The organism is Streptomyces curacoi (genome assembly GCF_001513975.1).
Classification (GTDB): Bacteria; Actinomycetota; Actinomycetes; order Streptomycetales; family Streptomycetaceae; genus Streptomyces; species Streptomyces curacoi.
Window position 1 is genome coordinate 278405 of record NZ_KQ947985.1, and the last position, 16940, is coordinate 295344.

The window sequence follows — 16940 nt, forward strand, 5'->3', positions numbered from 1 at the left end:
AGGGTGTGGGATGGATCTGGCCTTGTTGCGCACCTTTGTGACCGTGCACCGGGCCGGCTCCTTCACCCGTGCCGCCGCGCTGCTCGGACTGTCGCAGCCGGCCGTGACCTCGCAGATACGCACCCTGGAGCAGCAGCTGGGCCGCCCCCTGTTCCTGCGGCAGGCCCGCGGAGTGACACCGACGACCATCGGCGACGAACTCGCCCACAAGGCCGCGCCGCATCTCGACGCCCTGGTGGAGATCGCCGAGACGGGTCTCGACGACGAGTCCTCCTTACGGTCCCTGCACCTCGCCGGCCCTCCTGAGTTCACCGCCGAACGGGCGCTGCCCGCTCTCATCGAGCTGACCGGCGAGGACGGCCAGGGCTTCGCGCTGCGCGCGTCCTTCGGCACCGCCGAGGAAACCCTGGAGGGGCTGGCCGCCGGGCATCACGATCTGGCCATCAGTACGGCCCGCCCGCGCGGCCCGCTGCTCACGGCGACTCCGCTCTGCGACGAGGAGCTTGTCCTCGTGGCCGCTCCGCGCTGGGCCGACCAGATCGGCCCGGAGAAGCCGCACCGCAGGGCGGCGCACCCGCTGGAGGACATCCCGGTGGTCGAGGTGCACGAGTCCCTGCCGTTCGTCTCCCGTTACTGGGCTTCGGTCTATGACTCCCGTCCTGCCGCTCCGGGCACCGTGATCGTCCCCGACCTGCGCGCGGTCCTCGCCTGCGCGGTGGCGGGGGCGGGGCTGGCCGTGCTGCCCCGCTACCTGTGCGCGTCCGCCCTGGAACGCGGCGATGTCGTCACCCTGCACGATCCGCCAGTGCCTCCGCTTCGGACGTACTTCCTGGTGGTCCGCACCGGCACGCTGGCGATGCCGCACATCGCGCGGGCCCATGAGTGGTTGCTGAGAACGGCCTGCGACTGGGCCTGACGAGCGGCTTCCGACCGGGCCTGACGAGCTCCTCCGCACTGGGGCTGACGCGCTCCTCCTCGCTGGGGCCGAGGAGCGGACCCCGACTGGGGCTGACAAGCGGCCTTCCACCGGTCCTGACCAGGCCATCCGCAGCCATCACACCGTGAGCTCGACCGGTGACGTTTCGCGATGTTTCACGTGGAACCAGCCGGGCCACATTTCTCCCATGACCGTCCGACCCGTGGTCAAGCGCACCGCCCGCGCCGTTCTCCTGGACGGCGACGATCTGATCCTGATCAAGCGCACCAAGCCCGGCATGGATCCCTATTGGCTCACTCCCGGTGGCGGGGTCGAGCCGACGGACACGACTGTGGTCGACGCCCTGCACCGCGAGGTGTACGAGGAGCTCGGCGCCAAGATCACCGACGTGGTGCCCTGCTTCGTCGACACCGTCGAGCACATAGGCGAGGACGGCGGAGCGACCGGTGTGAAAGTGCAGCACTTCTTCGTCTGCCACCTGGAGTCCATGGACCCGTCCTTGCGGCATGGGCCCGAGGTGGAGGAACCCATCGGCGAGTACGAGATCGTGCGGGTGCCGTTCACCCGGGTCGGGATCGCCTCCGTGCATCTCGTGCCGCTGTCGCTGCGGCACTATCTCGACGGGAACATCGAAGGTGTCCGCGCCATGCACGCTCCCGACCTGGGGTGACAGCCGGCCGGAAGAACTCCCGGCGAGGAGGTCAGCCCTCGGCGGCGACGAGCTCCTCCACCGAGTCATGGCGTATGCGGTCGGACGGAATGCCGATGTCCCTCAGCGCGTCCACACCGCTGCGGATCATGCCGGGCGGTCCGGAGACGTAGGCGTCGTACTCGTTCCAGGGCCCGTACTCGCGAATGGCGTCGGGAAGCTGGAGCAGTCCATGCCGGTCCACCACCGGGCGGACCTCCAGCCAGGGGTGGGCCTGCTGGAGCCTGAGCATCGTGTCGATGTCGTAAAGGTCATGGTTGGAGCGGGCGCCGTAGAAGACCTCGACCGGTCGCCGCTCGCCGTGCTCGGCGACGTCCTCCACCATTGCCTTGATGGGCGCTATGCCGGTGCCTCCGCCCACGCAGAGCAGACCGCTGTCGGTGGTGTGGTCCACGGTCATCGAGCCGGCGGGCGGACCGAGCCGGATGATGTCCCCCGGCCGGGCGCGGTGCACCAACGCGTTGGAGACCCAGCCCGCTGGCACGGCCTTCACATGGAACGTCAGCAGGCCGTCGGAGCGGGGCGCCGAGGCGAAGGAGTAGTGCCGCCAGATCCGCGGCCACCAGGGTGTCTCCAGGCTTGTGTACTGCCCGGCGAGGAAGGGGTAGGGCTGGTCGGGCCGGACGGTGAGGACCGCGACGTCGGAGGTCCTGAGTTCGTGGGAGACGACCTCCGCGTACCACCAGGCGGGGGCGCGCAGTTCATCCGCTGCCGCCGCGTCGATCATGACCTGGGAGATCGTCGTGTACGCCCGTACCCAGGCGGCCTCCGTCTCCCCGTCCCAGACGCTGGAGGCGTACTTGCTCAGCGCGCCGATGAGGCACTCGCCGACCGCCGGGTAGTGCTCGGCCCGGGTGCCGTACTTCCGGTGGCCGCGGCCGAGGTTCTGCAGATAGTCGACGAGGACAGGGGTGTTGTCGATGTGCTCGGCCGCGGTGAGCAGCGCTTTCAGCAGCCGGTCGCGCTGGGTGTCCATCGCGGCCGGGAACAGGGAGCGCAGGTCGGGGTGGCGTACGAAGAGCAGCGCGTAGAAGTACGAGGTCACCTTGTCGGCCACGGGGGCGACCTCGGACATCGTCCGGCGGATCAGGACGGCGTCCGGAGAGGCTGCCGGGGCCGGAGCAGGGCGCTGGGCGGGCACCCGCAGCTGGGCGGGGGGCGGTGCGAGCGGGGCGAGTCCTGATGTCTCCGGCCGTGCCGTCGTGGCCTGCGGGGAGGAGGCGGGCCGTGCTTGGCCTGCGGTCGGGGCGGGGGCGGGCGGCGACAGAGCGGGCGATATGTGGCTCGGGGCGGACATGGCGGGGGCCGATAGGGCAGTCGGTGCCCCTTGCTCCGCAGTCGGCGCCCCTTGCTCCGTGGTCGGTGCCCCTCGTCCCGGGCTCGGTGCCTCTCGTTCCTGGGTCGCCAGCTCCTGGGTCGCCGGCTCCGGGGCCGTTGCGCCGTCGCCCGTGTGGTGCGCGCCGTCGGGGCCGGCCGTCGTGCCGGGATGTGTGCCGTCGTGCTGGGCCGGCGGGGCCGCGGCGTTGCCCGTCGCCGTCCTGCCGACCGGGCGCATCGCGGCAAGGCGTCGCCCGTCGGCCGCCTCCTGTTCGCTGCCCGGAGTCGTCACCGGCTTCTTGCGCGGCGTGAACCAGCCGCCCCCGCCGCCGGAAGTGCCGTTGTCGGCCGACGTGGTGGTCGGAGCGTCCATGGTGTGCCTCGCCTCGAACATCTTTCGGTCGGTCTACGCACTTCCTCGATCGGAAGGTGCCTGATTCCCCCGCGACGGCTTGCTTTCCCAGTTCGTTGCCGCGACCCGATACGGCCATTCAACCCGTATTCACACTCGTTACGGACATGTAAGGCAAGAGTGTGACATTGGCCGCAGTGCCCTCACCGCAGCATCCCACCGCGCGTGGGCGCCTCTGCCGCATACCCGAGAATGCGGGTCTTCGATCTCTCCGTCCCGTTAGGCTGCATTACCTTGCGCTCGATCCGAGTTGGGAGTGTGCATCACAGCTCGGACACGAACCGGAGTCGACCATACCGGCCGCTGCCCCGATCACAAGTCCCCCCTTCCCCCCTTACGAATTGGGCGAGGGCCGAACGAGCAATTCCTTCAATTACCCGGCGTTGCGCACCAATTCATAGGCTTCCCACAGATCCATCCCCATATAAGAGTGGGTGGAGAGCCCGGCCAGATGGCGGTCCGCGTTGACCGCGACGGAGACCGGGACGGCGCCGAACAGGTCCTTGTCCGACAGTGAGTCGCCATAGGCAATGCAATCGGCCCGCGTCACACCGAACTCCTCACAAAGCCGGTCGGCGATCCGGACCTTGGCCGCGGCGCTGAGAACTCCCGCGGGGTCCACAGGCTGGGCGAACGGTACGGCCGGAAAGCGGGAACCGTAGGCCGCGTGCGCGCCCCAGCCTGTCAGTCGCTCCACGAAGAAGGAGGGCGAGAGCGATACGACGGCGCAGTAGTCGCCCTGTCCCCTGATCTCCGCCCAGACCTCACGGATCCGGGCCAGCCAAGGAGCGCCCTCGAAGGCGGCCGTCACATGGGCCTCGGTGAGATCCGCCCAGAGCGCGTGCACCCGCGTCGCATACTCCGGAGGCCCGATCAGCCCCGCCGAGATCTCCCGGTCGAGCGCCACCGTCTGCGCTTCCAGTCCGAGTTGCCGCGAGATCTCCACGGGGGCGGAAGTGCCGTGCAGGAGCGTGCCGTCGAGGTCGAAGAGGTGGAGTCTCGTCATGGGCCATGAGGCTAATGGGCCCTGCTGTCGGCCCCTTTGCCGGAGATCGGAAACGGTTCGACGATCGCCACGCATCTCGGCGAGCATTCGCCGACCGACTTGATGGACGCTCTGTGTTCGTCCATGTTTCACGTGAAACACCCGGCGTCTGTCGGCATGCTGTGCCGGATCGACCATGACATGGCCAAAAGCTCGTACGTCTACCCGGAAACGGCTGGACGACCAGGGCAGTCGTCAGACAGCCTGACCTGCGTGCCGACTCCTTCCCTCGCCGCTCTGCCCATCCGCCGTCTGACGCATCGCGACGTCACCGCCTGCGCCGACTTGTCCGAGGATCGGGGCTGGCCCCGTGAGGAACACAAATGGGGGTTCCTCCTCACCGCCGGGAAGGGTTACGGCATCGACGACCCGGACGGTGGGCTCGTCAGCGCCTGTGTCGTCACCGAGTACGGACCTCAGCACCGCCCCGATCTGGGGGCCATCGGCATGGTCCTGGTCGCCGGGCGGCATTCCCGCCAGGGCATCGGACGCCGGCTGATGCGTCACGTCCTCTCCGCGATGGGCCCGACACCGCTGACGCTGCATGCCACGCCGTACGGCCGACCGCTCTATGAGGAACTCGGCTTCAAGGTCACCGGCCGGGCGGAGATGCTGCGCGGGCACTTCACGCCCGGCACCTCGGGGTCCGCAGTCGCCACACGTGCGGCCACCGCCGAGGATCTCAGCATGATCCTCCGGCTCGACGAGGAGGTGTTCGGCGCCGATCGCACGCACATCATCACGCGGCTGCCCGCCTTCGCCGACCAACTGCGCGTCGCCGAGGAGAACGGGCGGATCATCGGATACGCGGGTGCCTGGCCCAACATGGACACACAGGTCGTGGGCCCGCTGATCGCCCGCGACACGGAGACCGCGAAGGCACTCATCGCCTCCCTGGCCGCCCACACCGACCGCCCGTTGCGCACCGACATCGACGTACGCCACGAGGAGCTGCTGACCTGGGCGAAGGAGCGCGGTCTGGTCTCCGTCGCCTTCAACGCCGTCATGACGCACGGCATCTCGGAACTGCCCGGTGACTGGACGCGGCGGTTCGCTCCGCTGACGGTGGCGGCGGGCTGAGGCGCTTCAGGGGAAACGCCGGTCCCTTGGGGGACCGGCGTCTTCCTCGTCGATATGGACGTGTCGTCAGGCGAGTGCCTCGACCGCAGCCGCCGCGAACTGGTGGTCCTGCTCCGGCGCACCGCCGCCGACACCGATCGCGCCGATCAGTCGGCCGTCTCGATGGATCGGCACGCCTCCCGCGATGAACAGCAGCGGCCGATCGAGCGCGGTGGGCAGCGTGTGGAAGGGGCCACCGGGCTGTACGGCGTCGACGAGATCGGCGGTGGGGGTGTCGAGCTGGAGTGCCGTGTAGGCCTTGCGGGTGCTGGTCTCCCCGGCGATCAGCACGGCTCGGTCGTTCCGCCGGAACGCGAGCAGATGGCCTCCGGCGTCCAGGACCGTGACGCTGACCGTCACCCCGGCGGCCTCGGCGGCCCGGTGGGCGGCGGCGACGAGGACGTCGGCGTCCTGGATGGTCAGAGGGGTGACGGCGGTGGCGGTGCTCATGGTGGGGGTTCTCCTTACGGTGTGGTGCTGAGGTGGACGGCGAAGTGACGGGGGACTGTCACGGAGCCGGATGTGCGGGGGCGGCCCTGACCCCGCACCGGGCTCGGCTCAGTGGTGTACAGCGGTTCGCTGCTCGGCGGGCGTGGTGCCGCTGACGACGGTGCTGGGTGCTGCGCCGTCGCGGCGCTCCAGTGCGGCCGAGAGGAATGCGAGCAGCAGCGCGGCCGCGGCGAGGGCGGCGCCGACCCAGTTGGGGGACGTGTAGCCGAAACCGGTCGCGATGACGAGGCCGCCGAGCCAGGCGGCCAGTGCGTTGCCCAGGTTGAAGGCGCCAATGTTCACGGCCGAGGCCAGCGTCGGGGCGCCGTGTGCCTGGTCGAGGACGCGCTTCTGCAGCGGGGGGACGGTGGCGAAGCCCAGGGCACCGATCAGCGCGATGGTGACGGCCGCGAGGACCTTGTTGTGTGCCGTCAGCGTGAAGAGGGCGAGCACGACGGCGAGGGCACCCAGGGAGACGTACAGCAGGGGCATCAGCGCGCGGTCGGCGTACTTGCCACCGATCAGGTTGCCGCCGACCATGCCGAGTCCGAAGAGGACCAGCAGCCAGGTGACGGAGCCATCGGCGAAGCCGGCGACATGGGTCATCATCGGCGCGATGTAGGTGATGGCCGCGAAGACGCCGCCGAAGCCGAGGACCGTCATCGCCATGGCGAGCAGGACCTGGGCGTTCTTGAAGGCGGCCAGCTCATGGCGCAGGTGGACGCCCTGGGGCTTGGGCATGTCGGGGACAAGCTTGGCGATCCCGGCCAGGCCTACGACCCCGAGGGCGGCGACGATGCCGAAGGTGACGCGCCAGCCGGCGGACTGCCCGACGAACGTGCCCAGCGGGACGCCGACGACATTGGCGACGGTCAGGCCGGTGAACATCATCGCGATGGCTCCGGCCTTCTTGTCCGGGGCGACGAGGTCGGCCGCGACGACCGAGCCGATGCCGAAGAAGGCACCGTGGGCGAGCGAGGCGATCACCCGGCCGATCAGCATCACGGTGAAGGCGGGGGCGAGAGCGGACAGCAGGTTGCCGGCGATGAACAGGACCATCAGCAGCATCAGCATCCGCTTGCGAGGGACCTTGGTGCCGAGCACGGTCATCAGGGGAGCGCCGAGGACCACGCCGAGCGCGTAGCCGGTGACGAGCAGCCCGGCGGTGGGGATGGAGACCCCGAAGTCGCCCGCGACCTCGGGCAGCAAGCCCATGATCACGAACTCGGTCGTTCCGATTCCGAAGGCCCCGATCGCGAGGGCCAGAAGCGCGAGAGGCATGAAGGGGGTACACCTTCCCAAAGATTGCAGGAGCGCTTAGCGACTCCTGACAATACTTGCGCACGCGTCATACTTGCAAGCGCGGGCTATTGTGACCCTGCTCTACCTGGCTTCAGCCCGCTCCGGAACGGAGGAAACCCCATGACCGCCACGGACCCCGCGCTCACCGCCCTCGCCCAGGGCTGGTGCGCCCTCTCCCTGCTGCACGGCAGGATCGAGACGCACATCGAGCGCGCCCTGCAGGCCGAGCACGATCTGAGCGTGCGCGAGTACTCCCTGCTCGACGTGCTCAGCCGCCAGCACGACGGCGAGGGCGGCCACCTGCAGATGAAGCAGGTCGCCAATGCGGTCGTCCTCAGCCAGAGCGCCACCACCCGACTGGTCACCCGCCTGGAAGACCGCGGCCTACTCTCCCGCTACCTCTGCCCCACCGACCGCCGCGGCATCTACACCGACGTCACCGAAGCGGGCCTCGAACTCCTCCAAGAAGCTCGCCCCACCAACGAGGCCGCCCTGCGCGAGGCCCTCGACGAGGCCGCGAAGAATCCCGAACTGGCCCCGCTGGTCAGGGCCGTGGAGTCGCTGCCTACGCCCGCATAGGGTGCGAGCATGGGAGATCTTGAGATACGAGCAGCCGTCGCCGATGACGTCCCCGCGATCGTTGCCATGCTCGCGGACGACCCCCTGGGCGCCCAGCGCGAGTCACCGGACGACCTGACCCCTTACCTGGCCGCGCTGGAGCGGCTCAGCAACGACCCGAACCAGCATCTGGTCGTCGCCGTCCGTGAGGGCCGCGTCGTAGGCACGCTCCAGCTCACGGTCATTCCCGGCCTGTCACGGCGCGGCTCCACCAGATCGATCATCGAAGCCGTACGTATCCACGCCGACGAGCGCGGCAGCGGCCTCGGTACTCAGCTCATCGAGTGGGCGATCGCCGAATCCCGGCACCAGAACTGCCAGCTGGTGCAGCTGACCTCCGACAGCACCCGTACGGATGCCCACCGCTTCTATGAGCGGCTGGGCTTCACGGCTTCGCACGTGGGCTTCAAGCTCCAGCTGTGACCCGGCGGAGCGCCTGTTTCACGTGAAACAGGCGCTCCGCGGACAGTCAGAGCGAGTCGCTCCCCCGCCATCCGTCGGGATCCACACCGCCCGGCACGGCAGCCCCCTCGTCGTACGGCTGACGCGTGAAGACGAACGACCCGAGGTCCAGATGGTCCACCGTCCCATCCGGGCGTCGTACGGCTGTCAGAAGCTCGCCGGCGTAGTAGCCCTCCAGCCCCGTCCATGTGCCGTCACCGTTGGCCCGGAACCGCGAACGGCGGCCCTTGCCGGACAACGGCTCCAGCGAGACGAGTCCGTCGGCCGTCAGACGCAGGGCGAAGGCATACGTCCCCCAGTACCACTGGCCCGCCAACTCCAGGGCGGCGTCGTCGACTTGGGGCATCGGCCGCCAGGGCTCGGGAATCCGCGGCTCGGCCTCGGCCACGATGCGGACGAGGTCGGCCGCGACCGCGGAGACCAGCGGACCAGAGGTGCAGTTGGCCAGCACCACGGCCGCGACGTCGTCCTCCACGCTGATGGCCAGACTCGCCAGGAAGCCCGGCAGCGACCCGCCGTGCCCCACAAGGAGCCGTCCTTCTCGGTGCTGGATCTGCATACCGAGGCCGTACGCCGCACCATCCGCCACATCGGCAGCCTCGGGCGGCGCCGCAGGCGTTCGCATCTCCCTCACGGTGTCGGCGCGCAGCACCCGGTCGTCGCCCTTGGCCAGGAAGACGGCGAACCGCGCCAGGTCGGCCGTCGTGGACCACAGCTGGCCGGCGGGTGCCATCCTGCCGAGGTCCTCGACCGGCTCGGGAAGCATCACGTCGGCCCAGGGATGCACCGCCCAGCCTCCGGCGTGCGGCGCCTGCGGTCGCGTACCTGTGCGGTTCAGGCCCAGCGGTTCGAGCACTTCACGCCGGAGTACGTCCTCCCACGGAGCCCCGCGCAGCTTCTCGACCAGCGCGCCCAGCAGTGTGTAGCCCGGATTCGAGTAGTGGAACCGGCGGCCGGAAGGGTGCAGGAAGGGCTGCTCACCCAGTACGTCGGACAGCTCGGGCCGTAGCGATCCAGCGGTCCGCTCCCACCAGGGTCCCGGCGACTCGGCCGCCAACCCACTGGTGTGCGCAAGCAGTTCGGCGATGGTGGCCTCCCCCGCGCCGGTCCCCGAAAGATGCTTCTCGAGCGGGTCACCGAGCTCGAGCAGGCCCTCGTCGCGCAGCCGCAGGACAAGAACGGCGGTGAAGGTCTTGGTGATCGAACCGATGCGGTACTGCACGGTCTCGTCCGGCGCGTGACCGCCCACCGAGGTACGCGAACCGTGCCACACCGTCCGTCCGTCCCGCACGACCGCGGCGACTAGGGAGGGCGCACGCCCTTCGGCCTGGGCCACAGCGATCCGATGCAGCAGCGCCCGGCTCGTGGCGGGAAGCAGCTGTTCCTGAGATGTCGTCATGGCCCCAGTCCACCCGGTGGACTCTCGGGAGTCGAGCGCATATCCCCCCGGTGGGATGGATCAGGTCTGCGCCATGTCCACGAACCGCGAGTAGTGGCCCTGGAAGGCGACGGTGATCGTGGCCGTCGGACCGTTACGGTGCTTGGCCACGATCAGATCGGCCTCGCCCGCCCGGGGCGACTCCTTCTCATAGGCGTCCTCGCGGTGCAGCAGGATGACCATGTCGGCGTCCTGCTCGATGGACCCGGACTCACGCAGGTCGGAGACCATCGGCTTCTTGTCCGTACGCTGCTCGGGACCACGGTTCAGCTGGGAGAGCGCGATGACCGGGATCTCCAGTTCCTTGGCGAGCAGCTTGAGGTTACGGGACATGTCCGAGACCTCCTGCTGACGGCTCTCGGCGCGCTTGGAGCCGCCGGACTGCATCAGCTGGAGGTAGTCGATGACGACGAGCTTGAGGTCGTTGCGCTGCTTCAGGCGGCGGCATTTGGCGCGGATCTCCATCATCGACAGGTTCGGGGAGTCGTCGATGTAGAGCGGGGCGGCCGAGACGTCCGGCATCCGGCGGGCCAGTCGCGTCCAGTCCTCGTCGGTCATCGTGCCCGAGCGCATGTGGTGCAGGGCGACCCGGGCCTCGGCGGACAGCAGTCGCATGGCGATCTCGTTGCGGCCCATTTCGAGGGAGAAGATGACGCTCGGCAGGTTGTGCTTGATCGACGCGGCTCTGGCGAAGTCCAGCGCGAGGGTCGACTTACCCATGGCGGGACGCGCGGCGATGACGATCATCTGGCCCGGGTGCAGGCCGTTGGTGAGCGAGTCGAAGTCCGTGAACCCGGTGGGAACTCCAGTCATCTCGCCGCTGCGCGAGCCGATCGCCTCGATCTCGTCGAGGGCGCCCTCCATGATGTCGCCGAGCGGCAGATAGTCCTCACTGGTGCGCTGCTCGGTGACCGCGTAGATCTCGGCCTGGGCGCGGTTGACGATCTCGTCGACATCGTCGTCGGCCGCGTATCCCATCTGCGTGATGCGGGTGCCGGCCTCCACCAGGCGGCGCAGCACGGCGCGCTCATGGACGATCTCTGCGTAGTACTCGGCGTTCGCCGCCGTCGGCACCGTCTGGACGAGGGTGTGGAGATACGAGGCGCCGCCGACCTTGTTGATCTCACCGCGCTTGGTGAGCTCGGCGGCGATGGTGATCGGGTCGGCCGGCTCGCCCTTGGCGTAGACGTCGAGGATCGCCTGGAAGATCGTCTCGTGCGCGGGCTTGTAGAAGTCGTGGCCCTTGAGGACCTCGACGACGTCCGCGATGGCGTCCTTGGAAAGGAGCATGCCACCGAGGACGGACTGCTCGGCGTCGAGGTCCTGCGGCGGTACCCGCTCGAAGGCCGAACCACCACCGTCCCACTCGCCGTTTTCCCGGCCTCGATCATGCTGCTCGTCGCGACCTCGGCCACCGTCGCTGCGTCGACGGGAGGCGGGCAGACGATCACTGGGACCGCTGTCGGCCCACGGGTCGTCCAAGGGCTCGGAAATGCTCACCGAGCCACCTCCTCCCGTCCGCCGAGCGGACCTCGCCGTGCCCCTCTGTTCTACGGCACGCCACTGACAAATGAGACGCCCAGCTCCGGTTCAGGCTCGTCGGTTTTCTGACGGTTTCACGACCGACGGACGGAGTGGGCGCCGGACAACGGTAGGCCCGCAGGCACCGTCAGCCAATCTGGTTATCCACAGGCCATGTGGACGACGGCCCGGATGCTGTGGAGAAGTCCGCAAAACCTGTGCACGACGCGGTGGACAGCCCTGTGAACAAGCCCTGGGCGATTGCCAGAAAACTCGCTTGACCTGCATCTTTGCCATCCACTGGCTGTGCAGAAGAAAAACTTCCCCAGTCGGACCAAGATCGCTTCGAACGGTGCTCGGAAGCACACAGCACGAGACGACAAGTAAGGGTCAGTACCTGATTGCATCTCTTACCTGTGGACGGTTAGATTGGTGGCCATGACACAGGCTCCCGCGACCCCCAAGGCCGCCCGGCGACAGCACGACCGAGAGATCGTCGCACTGGCCGTACCGGCCTTCGGCGCCCTCGTCGCCGAGCCCCTCTTCGTCATGGCCGACAGCGCGATCGTCGGCCATCTCGGCACCGCACAGCTTGCCGGTCTCGGGGTGGCCTCGGCCCTCCTCATGACGGCCGTCAGCGTCTTCGTCTTCCTCGCCTACGCGACCACGGCGGCCGTTGCCCGTCGTGTCGGCGCCGGTGATCTCCCGGCCGCCATCCGCCAGGGCATGGACGGCATCTGGCTGGCCCTCCTCCTCGGCGCCGCCGTAGTCGCGGTCGTCCTGCCCACTGCGCCGTTCCTCATAGAACTCTTCGGCGCCTCGGCCACTGCGGCTCCCTATGCGACCACCTATTTGCGGATCTCGGCACTCGGCATCCCGGCCATGCTCGTCGTACTCGCCGCCACCGGCGTCCTGCGCGGACTCCAGGACACCCGGACGCCGCTGTACGTCGCCGTCGCCGGCTTCGTCGCCAATGCCGCCCTCAATGTGGGCCTCGTCTACGGCGCCGACCTCGGCATCGCGGGTTCGGCGTGGGGCACCGTCATCGCTCAGTGCGGCATGGCCGCGGCCTATCTCGTGGTCGTCGTCCGGGGAGCCCAGGAGCACGGCGCCTCCCTCCGCCCCGACGCGGCCGGGATCAAAGCCTCAGCGCAAGCGGGAGTACCACTGCTGGTCCGCACTCTCTCCCTGCGCGCGATCCTGATGATCGCCACGGCCGTCGCGGCTCGGCTCGGAGACGCCGACATCGCGGCGCACCAGATCATCCTGTCGCTGTGGAGCCTGCTCGCCTTCGCGATGGATGCCATCGCCATCGCAGGGCAGGCCATCATCGGGCGGTACCTCGGTGCAGGCGATACCGAGGGCGCCCGGGCCGCCTGCCGCCGCATGGTGGAGTGGGGCATAGCGGTGGGCGTCGTACTGGCCCTGCTCGTGGTGATAACCCGGTCCTTCTTCCTGCCGTTGTTCACCAGCGACACGGTCGTCCAGGACACGGCCCTGCCGGCTCTGATCATGGTCGCGCTCTCCCAGCCGATCTGTGGAGTCGTGTTCGTCCTGGACGGCGTCTTGATGGGAGCGGGCGACGGCCCCTACCTCGCCTGGGCCATGGTGCTCACGCTGGCGGTGTTCACTCCGGTGGCCCTACTGGTTCCGGCGGTCGGCGGCGGCCTCACCGCGATCTGGGCCGCCATGACGCTGATGATGACGGTGCGCATGCTCACTCTCTGGCTGCGCACTCGCTCGGGCCACTGGATCGTCACGGGCGCGACGCGCTGACTGTTTCACGTGAAACACGCCGTTTCACGTGAAACGGACCCGATCCACTCTCTGCATCAGCGAACTCTGCATCAGCGAAGGGGCCGCACCCGGACGGGTACGACCCCTTCATTCAGCTGTTCAAGCCGAGCGCAGCGATCAGGCCGCGACAACCTCGATGTTGACCTTGGCGGCAACCTCGGGGTGCAGACGCACGGACGTCTCGTGGGCGCCCAGGGTCTTGATCGGCGCACCGAGCTCGATGCGGCGCTTGTCGACCTCGGGGCCACCGGCAGCCTTGATCGCGGAGGCGATGTCGGCCGGGGTGACGGAACCGAAGAGGCGACCGGCGTCGCCGGAGCGGACGGCCAGACGGACCTTGACCGCCTCGAGCTGGCCCTTGATCTGGTTGGCCTGCTCGATGGTCTGGATCTCGTGGATCTTGCGAGCACGACGGATCTGCTCGACGTCCTTCTCGCCACCCTTGGTCCAGCGGATCGCGAACTTCCGCGGGATGAGGTAGTTGCGAGCGTAACCGTCCTTGACGTCGACGACGTCGCCCGCGGCACCGAGGCCGGAGACCTCGTGGGTGAGGATGATCTTCATGAGTCGGTCACCCTTCCCTTATCGCGCGGTGGACGTGTAGGGCAGCAGCGCCATCTCACGGCTGTTCTTGACGGCCGTGGCGACGTCACGCTGGTGCTGCGTGCAGTTGCCGGTCACGCGGCGGGCACGGATCTTGCCGCGGTCGGAAATGAACTTCCGCAGCATGTTCGTGTCCTTGTAGTCCACGTACGTGACCTTGTCCTTGCAGAAAGCGCAGACCTTCTTCTTCGGCTTGCGCACAGGCGGCTTCGCCATGGTGTTTCTCCTGTGTGATCAAGAAGTTTGGGTAACGACCCACCCTCGACCAGGACCGCCCCGAAGGGCGGGAGCCCAGGTCTAGAAGGGGGGCTCGTCCGAGTAGCCGCCACCGCCGCCGGAGCCACCGCCCCAGCCGCCGCCACCGCCCTGCTGGCCACCGGCGGGAGCGCCGGTCGCCCACGGGTCGTCGGCCGGAGCGCCGCCGCCCTGCTGGCCGCCGCCACCGGGGCCACCGCCCCAGCCGCCGCCACCCTGGCCGCCACCGCCGCCGTAACCGCCCTGGCCACCGCGGCCGGCGGTCTTGGTGACCTTGGCCGTGGCGTTGCGCAGGCTGGCGCCGACTTCCTCGACGTCCAGCTCGTAGACCGTGCGCTTGACGCCCTCACGGTCCTCGTAGGACCGCTGCTTCAGCCGGCCCTGCACGATGACGCGCATGCCTCGCTGGAGCGACTCAGCGACGTTCTCCGCCGCCTGGCGCCAGACCGAGCAGGTGAGGAAGAGGCTCTCGCCGTCCTTCCACTCGTTCGTCTGGCGGTCGAAGGTGCGGGGAGTGGACGCGACACGGAACTTCGCGACCGCCGCACCGGAAGGGGTGAAGCGCAGCTCGGGGTCATCGACAAGATTGCCGACGACCGTGATGACGGTCTCGCCTGCCATGGGGGAACCTCTCGGCGGGTTTGCTGCTGGCTGCTTGTGCTGCTACTCGATGCCCGAGATCAGCTGAGCGGGAGAGCTCAGTGGGTCTCGGGACGGAGGACCTTGGTCCGGAGGACCGACTCGTTCAGGTTCATCTGGCGGTCGAGCTCCTTGACGACCGCAGGCTCGGCCTGCAGGTCGATGACCGAGTAGATGCCCTCAGGCTTCTTCTTGATCTCGTACGCGAGACGACGACGGCCCCAGGTGTCGACCTTCTCGACCTTGCCGTTGCCCTCACGGACGACGGAGAGGAAGTTCTCGATCAGGGGGGCGACAGCGCGCTCCTCCAGATCGGGGTCGAGGATGACCATCACCTCGTAGTGACGCATGTGGAACCCACCTCCTTTGGACTCAGCGGCCACGGTCGTTCCGTGGCAGGAGGGTTGTGATGCGTACGCAACGGTATCGGCCGCCACTGACAATCGGGGGCCGGCTGGCGGTTTCCCCTGCGTGGACTGGGCGGACTCCCTGGCATGGCCTGGGCAGACACCGGTGCAGACGGTACAGAGTACCCGCACACGTGCTTCCGGTTGAAATCAGCCCGGGGAGCCCGCCACTCTGTACACATCGGGTGTGTATGGCGCTACGATGCGCCGCCTTCCGCAGGAGGTGCCATATGGCACAGGCAATGCGACCCAACACCGTCGGAGGCCTCTTCGCCACGGACGGAAAGCCCCACCCCCTCCAGGACACCCTGCTCGCGGTGACCCTGGTGCTGGGCATCACATCCTTCGTCGTGGCCCTCATCGACGACGACCTGCACTTGCTCAGCTCCTGGACCGGCCTGGTGGGCATCCTCACCGGCGCCTACGGCCAGTGGATCTCGGAAACGACCCGTGAGCGCTTCGGCCTGATCCTGGGCCTCGGCGCCGCCGGTGTCGGCTTCTTCCTCGGCATGGCGCACGGCGGTCTCTTCGGCGGGGTCTTCGGCTGACGCCAGGGACACCATCCCCCGAACACACACAGAACACCGCCTCGAACGGAACCGAACACCTCGGCGGCCCACAGGCCGGGGCGAAGCTTCCGTACGCCCAGTCGGGGTGCTCCGAAGGCGCAGTAGGCTTCGGCGCGAGAGCCGGAGCCCCTGTACCCATGGGGACACACCAGCCCGAGGAGCGCCCCGAATGAGCCTGACCCTGAGGACGATCAGTCGCGAGCAGCATCTGGCATACATCCAGAGCCTGCCGTCGGCGAGCCACATGCAGGTCCCGGCCTGGGCGGACGTGAAGGCGGAGTGGCGCTCGGAGAGCCTCGGCTGGTTCGACAAGAGCGGTGAACTGGTCGGCGTGGGTCTCGTCCTCTACCGGCAGCTGCCCAAGATCAAGCGCTACCTCGCCTATCTGCCCGAGGGCCCGGTCATCAACTGGTTCGCGCCAAATCTGACCGACTGGCTGGAACCGATGCTCGCGCACCTCAAGCACCAGGGCGCCTTCTCCGTGAAGATGGGCCCGCCGGTGATCATCCGGCGCTGGGAGGCCTCCTCCATCAAGGCGGGTATCCAGAACCCGGACGTGAAGCGGCTGCGGGACATCGAGGCCGACTTCATCGAGCCGCGCGCATTCGAGGTCGCCGACAAGCTCCGTCGTATGGGCTGGCAGCAGGGCGAGGACGGGGGCGCCGGCTTCGGCGACGTCCAGCCGCGCTACGTCTACCAGGTGCCGCTGGCGAACCGGTCCCTGGAAGAGGTCCACAAGAACTTCAACCAGCTGTGGCGGCGCAACATCAAGAAGGCCGAGAAGGCCGGCGTCGAGGTCGTCCAGGGCGGCTACCAGGACCTCGCGGAATGGCAGCGGCTGTACGAGATCACGGCCGTGCGCGACCACTTCCGGCCGCGCCCGCTGTCGTACTTCCAGCGCATGTGGACGGCCCTCAACACCGAGGACCCCAACCGCATGCGGCTGTACTTCGCCCGCCACAACGGGGTGAATCTCTCGGCGGCGACGATGCTGATCGTCGGCGGGCACGTCTGGTACTCCTACGGCGCTTCCGACAACATCGGCCGTGAGGTCCGGCCCTCGAACGCGATGCAGTGGCGGATGCTGCGTGACGCCTACGCGCTCGGCGCGACCGTCTACGACCTGCGCGGCATCTCCGACTCGCTGGACGAGACCGATCACCTCTTCGGCCTGATCCAGTTCAAGGTGGGCACGGGCGGCCAGGCCGCCGAGTACCTCGGCGAGTGGGACTTCCCGTTGAACAAGCTGCTCCACAAGGCGCTCGACATCTACATGTCGCGTCGCTGACCTCGCGTTCCCT

Annotated in this window: 18 protein-coding genes; 8 read left to right on the forward strand and 10 right to left on the reverse strand. The window is 68.5% G+C overall.

The window, feature by feature from the left end; genetic code table 11:
• Positions 1–10 precede the first annotated feature (10 nt).
• Positions 11–916: a LysR family transcriptional regulator gene (locus AQI70_RS06740; RefSeq protein WP_062145490.1), complete on the forward strand. Its 906-nt coding sequence runs from the start codon at positions 11–13 to the stop codon at positions 914–916.
• 208 nt (positions 917–1124) lie between these two features.
• Positions 1125–1607, forward strand: a complete 483-nt coding sequence (locus tag AQI70_RS06745; RefSeq protein ID WP_062145492.1) for an NUDIX domain-containing protein — start codon at positions 1125–1127, stop codon at positions 1605–1607.
• 31 nt (positions 1608–1638) lie between these two features.
• Here AQI70_RS06745 and AQI70_RS37105 read toward each other — a convergent pair whose 3' ends face one another.
• Together AQI70_RS37105 and AQI70_RS06755 are read right to left on the reverse strand one after the other, a co-directional pair.
• Positions 1639–3336 carry a globin domain-containing protein gene (locus AQI70_RS37105; protein ID WP_244181502.1) on the reverse strand — a complete coding sequence of 566 codons (1698 nt, stop codon included), beginning with the start codon at positions 3334–3336 and terminating at the stop codon, positions 1639–1641.
• Between the two features lie 412 nt (positions 3337–3748).
• Positions 3749–4381 carry an HAD family hydrolase gene (locus tag AQI70_RS06755; RefSeq protein WP_062145496.1) on the reverse strand — a complete coding sequence of 211 codons (633 nt, stop codon included), beginning with the start codon at positions 4379–4381 and terminating at the stop codon, positions 3749–3751.
• A gap of 252 nt (positions 4382–4633) precedes the next feature.
• Here AQI70_RS06755 and AQI70_RS06760 point away from each other — a divergent pair, with 252 nt between their 5' ends.
• Entirely contained in the window at positions 4634–5500 is an 867-nt protein-coding gene (locus AQI70_RS06760; RefSeq protein WP_062145498.1) for a GNAT family N-acetyltransferase, read from the forward strand.
• Between the two features lie 66 nt (positions 5501–5566).
• On the opposite strand, the gene AQI70_RS06765 is transcribed toward AQI70_RS06760, so the two are convergent.
• Together AQI70_RS06765 and AQI70_RS06770 are read right to left on the reverse strand one after the other, a co-directional pair.
• Entirely contained in the window at positions 5567–5989 is a 423-nt protein-coding gene (locus tag AQI70_RS06765) for a GlcG/HbpS family heme-binding protein (protein ID WP_062145500.1), read from the reverse strand.
• A 108-nt stretch (positions 5990–6097) separates the two neighbouring features.
• Complete coding sequence (locus AQI70_RS06770; RefSeq protein ID WP_062145501.1) at positions 6098–7309, reverse strand: MFS transporter; 1212 nt, start codon at positions 7307–7309, stop codon at positions 6098–6100.
• A gap of 141 nt (positions 7310–7450) precedes the next feature.
• On the opposite strand from AQI70_RS06770, the gene AQI70_RS06775 reads away from it, so the two are divergent.
• The gene (locus tag AQI70_RS06775; RefSeq protein WP_062145503.1) at positions 7451–7909 is read left to right on the forward strand and encodes a MarR family winged helix-turn-helix transcriptional regulator; all 459 of its coding nucleotides are present in this window, start codon (positions 7451–7453) and stop codon (positions 7907–7909) included.
• Between the two features lie 9 nt (positions 7910–7918).
• A complete protein-coding gene (locus AQI70_RS06780) occupies positions 7919–8371 on the forward strand; it encodes a GNAT family N-acetyltransferase (protein ID WP_062145505.1) in 453 nt (150 codons plus the stop codon).
• A gap of 46 nt (positions 8372–8417) precedes the next feature.
• Here AQI70_RS06780 and AQI70_RS06785 read toward each other — a convergent pair whose 3' ends face one another.
• Positions 8418–9809, reverse strand: a complete 1392-nt coding sequence (locus AQI70_RS06785) for a serine hydrolase domain-containing protein (RefSeq protein ID WP_062145507.1) — start codon at positions 9807–9809, stop codon at positions 8418–8420.
• Positions 9810–9869: 60 nt separating this feature from the next.
• A complete protein-coding gene (dnaB, locus tag AQI70_RS06790) occupies positions 9870–11348 on the reverse strand; it encodes a replicative DNA helicase (protein ID WP_062145509.1) in 1479 nt (492 codons plus the stop codon).
• Between the two features lie 459 nt (positions 11349–11807).
• On the opposite strand from dnaB, the gene AQI70_RS06795 reads away from it, so the two are divergent.
• Complete coding sequence (locus AQI70_RS06795) at positions 11808–13145, forward strand: MATE family efflux transporter (protein WP_062145511.1); 1338 nt, start codon at positions 11808–11810, stop codon at positions 13143–13145.
• A 138-nt stretch (positions 13146–13283) separates the two neighbouring features.
• On the opposite strand, the gene rplI is transcribed toward AQI70_RS06795, so the two are convergent.
• The 4 genes from rplI to rpsF all read right to left on the reverse strand — a co-directional run bounded on the left by rplI (position 13284) and on the right by rpsF (position 15013).
• Positions 13284–13730, reverse strand: coding sequence for a 50S ribosomal protein L9 (gene rplI / locus AQI70_RS06800; RefSeq protein ID WP_003999738.1), 447 nt, complete (start codon positions 13728–13730; stop codon positions 13284–13286).
• Positions 13731–13748: 18 nt separating this feature from the next.
• Positions 13749–13985, reverse strand: coding sequence for a 30S ribosomal protein S18 (gene rpsR, locus AQI70_RS06805; protein ID WP_003949403.1), 237 nt, complete (start codon positions 13983–13985; stop codon positions 13749–13751).
• An 81-nt stretch (positions 13986–14066) separates the two neighbouring features.
• Positions 14067–14645, reverse strand: coding sequence for a single-stranded DNA-binding protein (locus AQI70_RS06810; RefSeq protein ID WP_062145513.1), 579 nt, complete (start codon positions 14643–14645; stop codon positions 14067–14069).
• Between the two features lie 77 nt (positions 14646–14722).
• A complete protein-coding gene (rpsF, locus tag AQI70_RS06815; RefSeq protein ID WP_003956532.1) occupies positions 14723–15013 on the reverse strand; it encodes a 30S ribosomal protein S6 in 291 nt (96 codons plus the stop codon).
• A 287-nt stretch (positions 15014–15300) separates the two neighbouring features.
• Between rpsF and AQI70_RS06820 the strand changes: the two genes are divergently transcribed.
• Both AQI70_RS06820 and AQI70_RS06825 read left to right on the forward strand, forming a co-directional pair.
• Positions 15301–15618: a hypothetical protein gene (locus AQI70_RS06820; protein ID WP_062145515.1), complete on the forward strand. Its 318-nt coding sequence runs from the start codon at positions 15301–15303 to the stop codon at positions 15616–15618.
• 190 nt (positions 15619–15808) lie between these two features.
• Positions 15809–16927 carry a lipid II:glycine glycyltransferase FemX gene (locus AQI70_RS06825; RefSeq protein WP_003999735.1) on the forward strand — a complete coding sequence of 373 codons (1119 nt, stop codon included), beginning with the start codon at positions 15809–15811 and terminating at the stop codon, positions 16925–16927.
• The last annotated feature ends 13 nt before the right edge of the window (positions 16928–16940 follow it).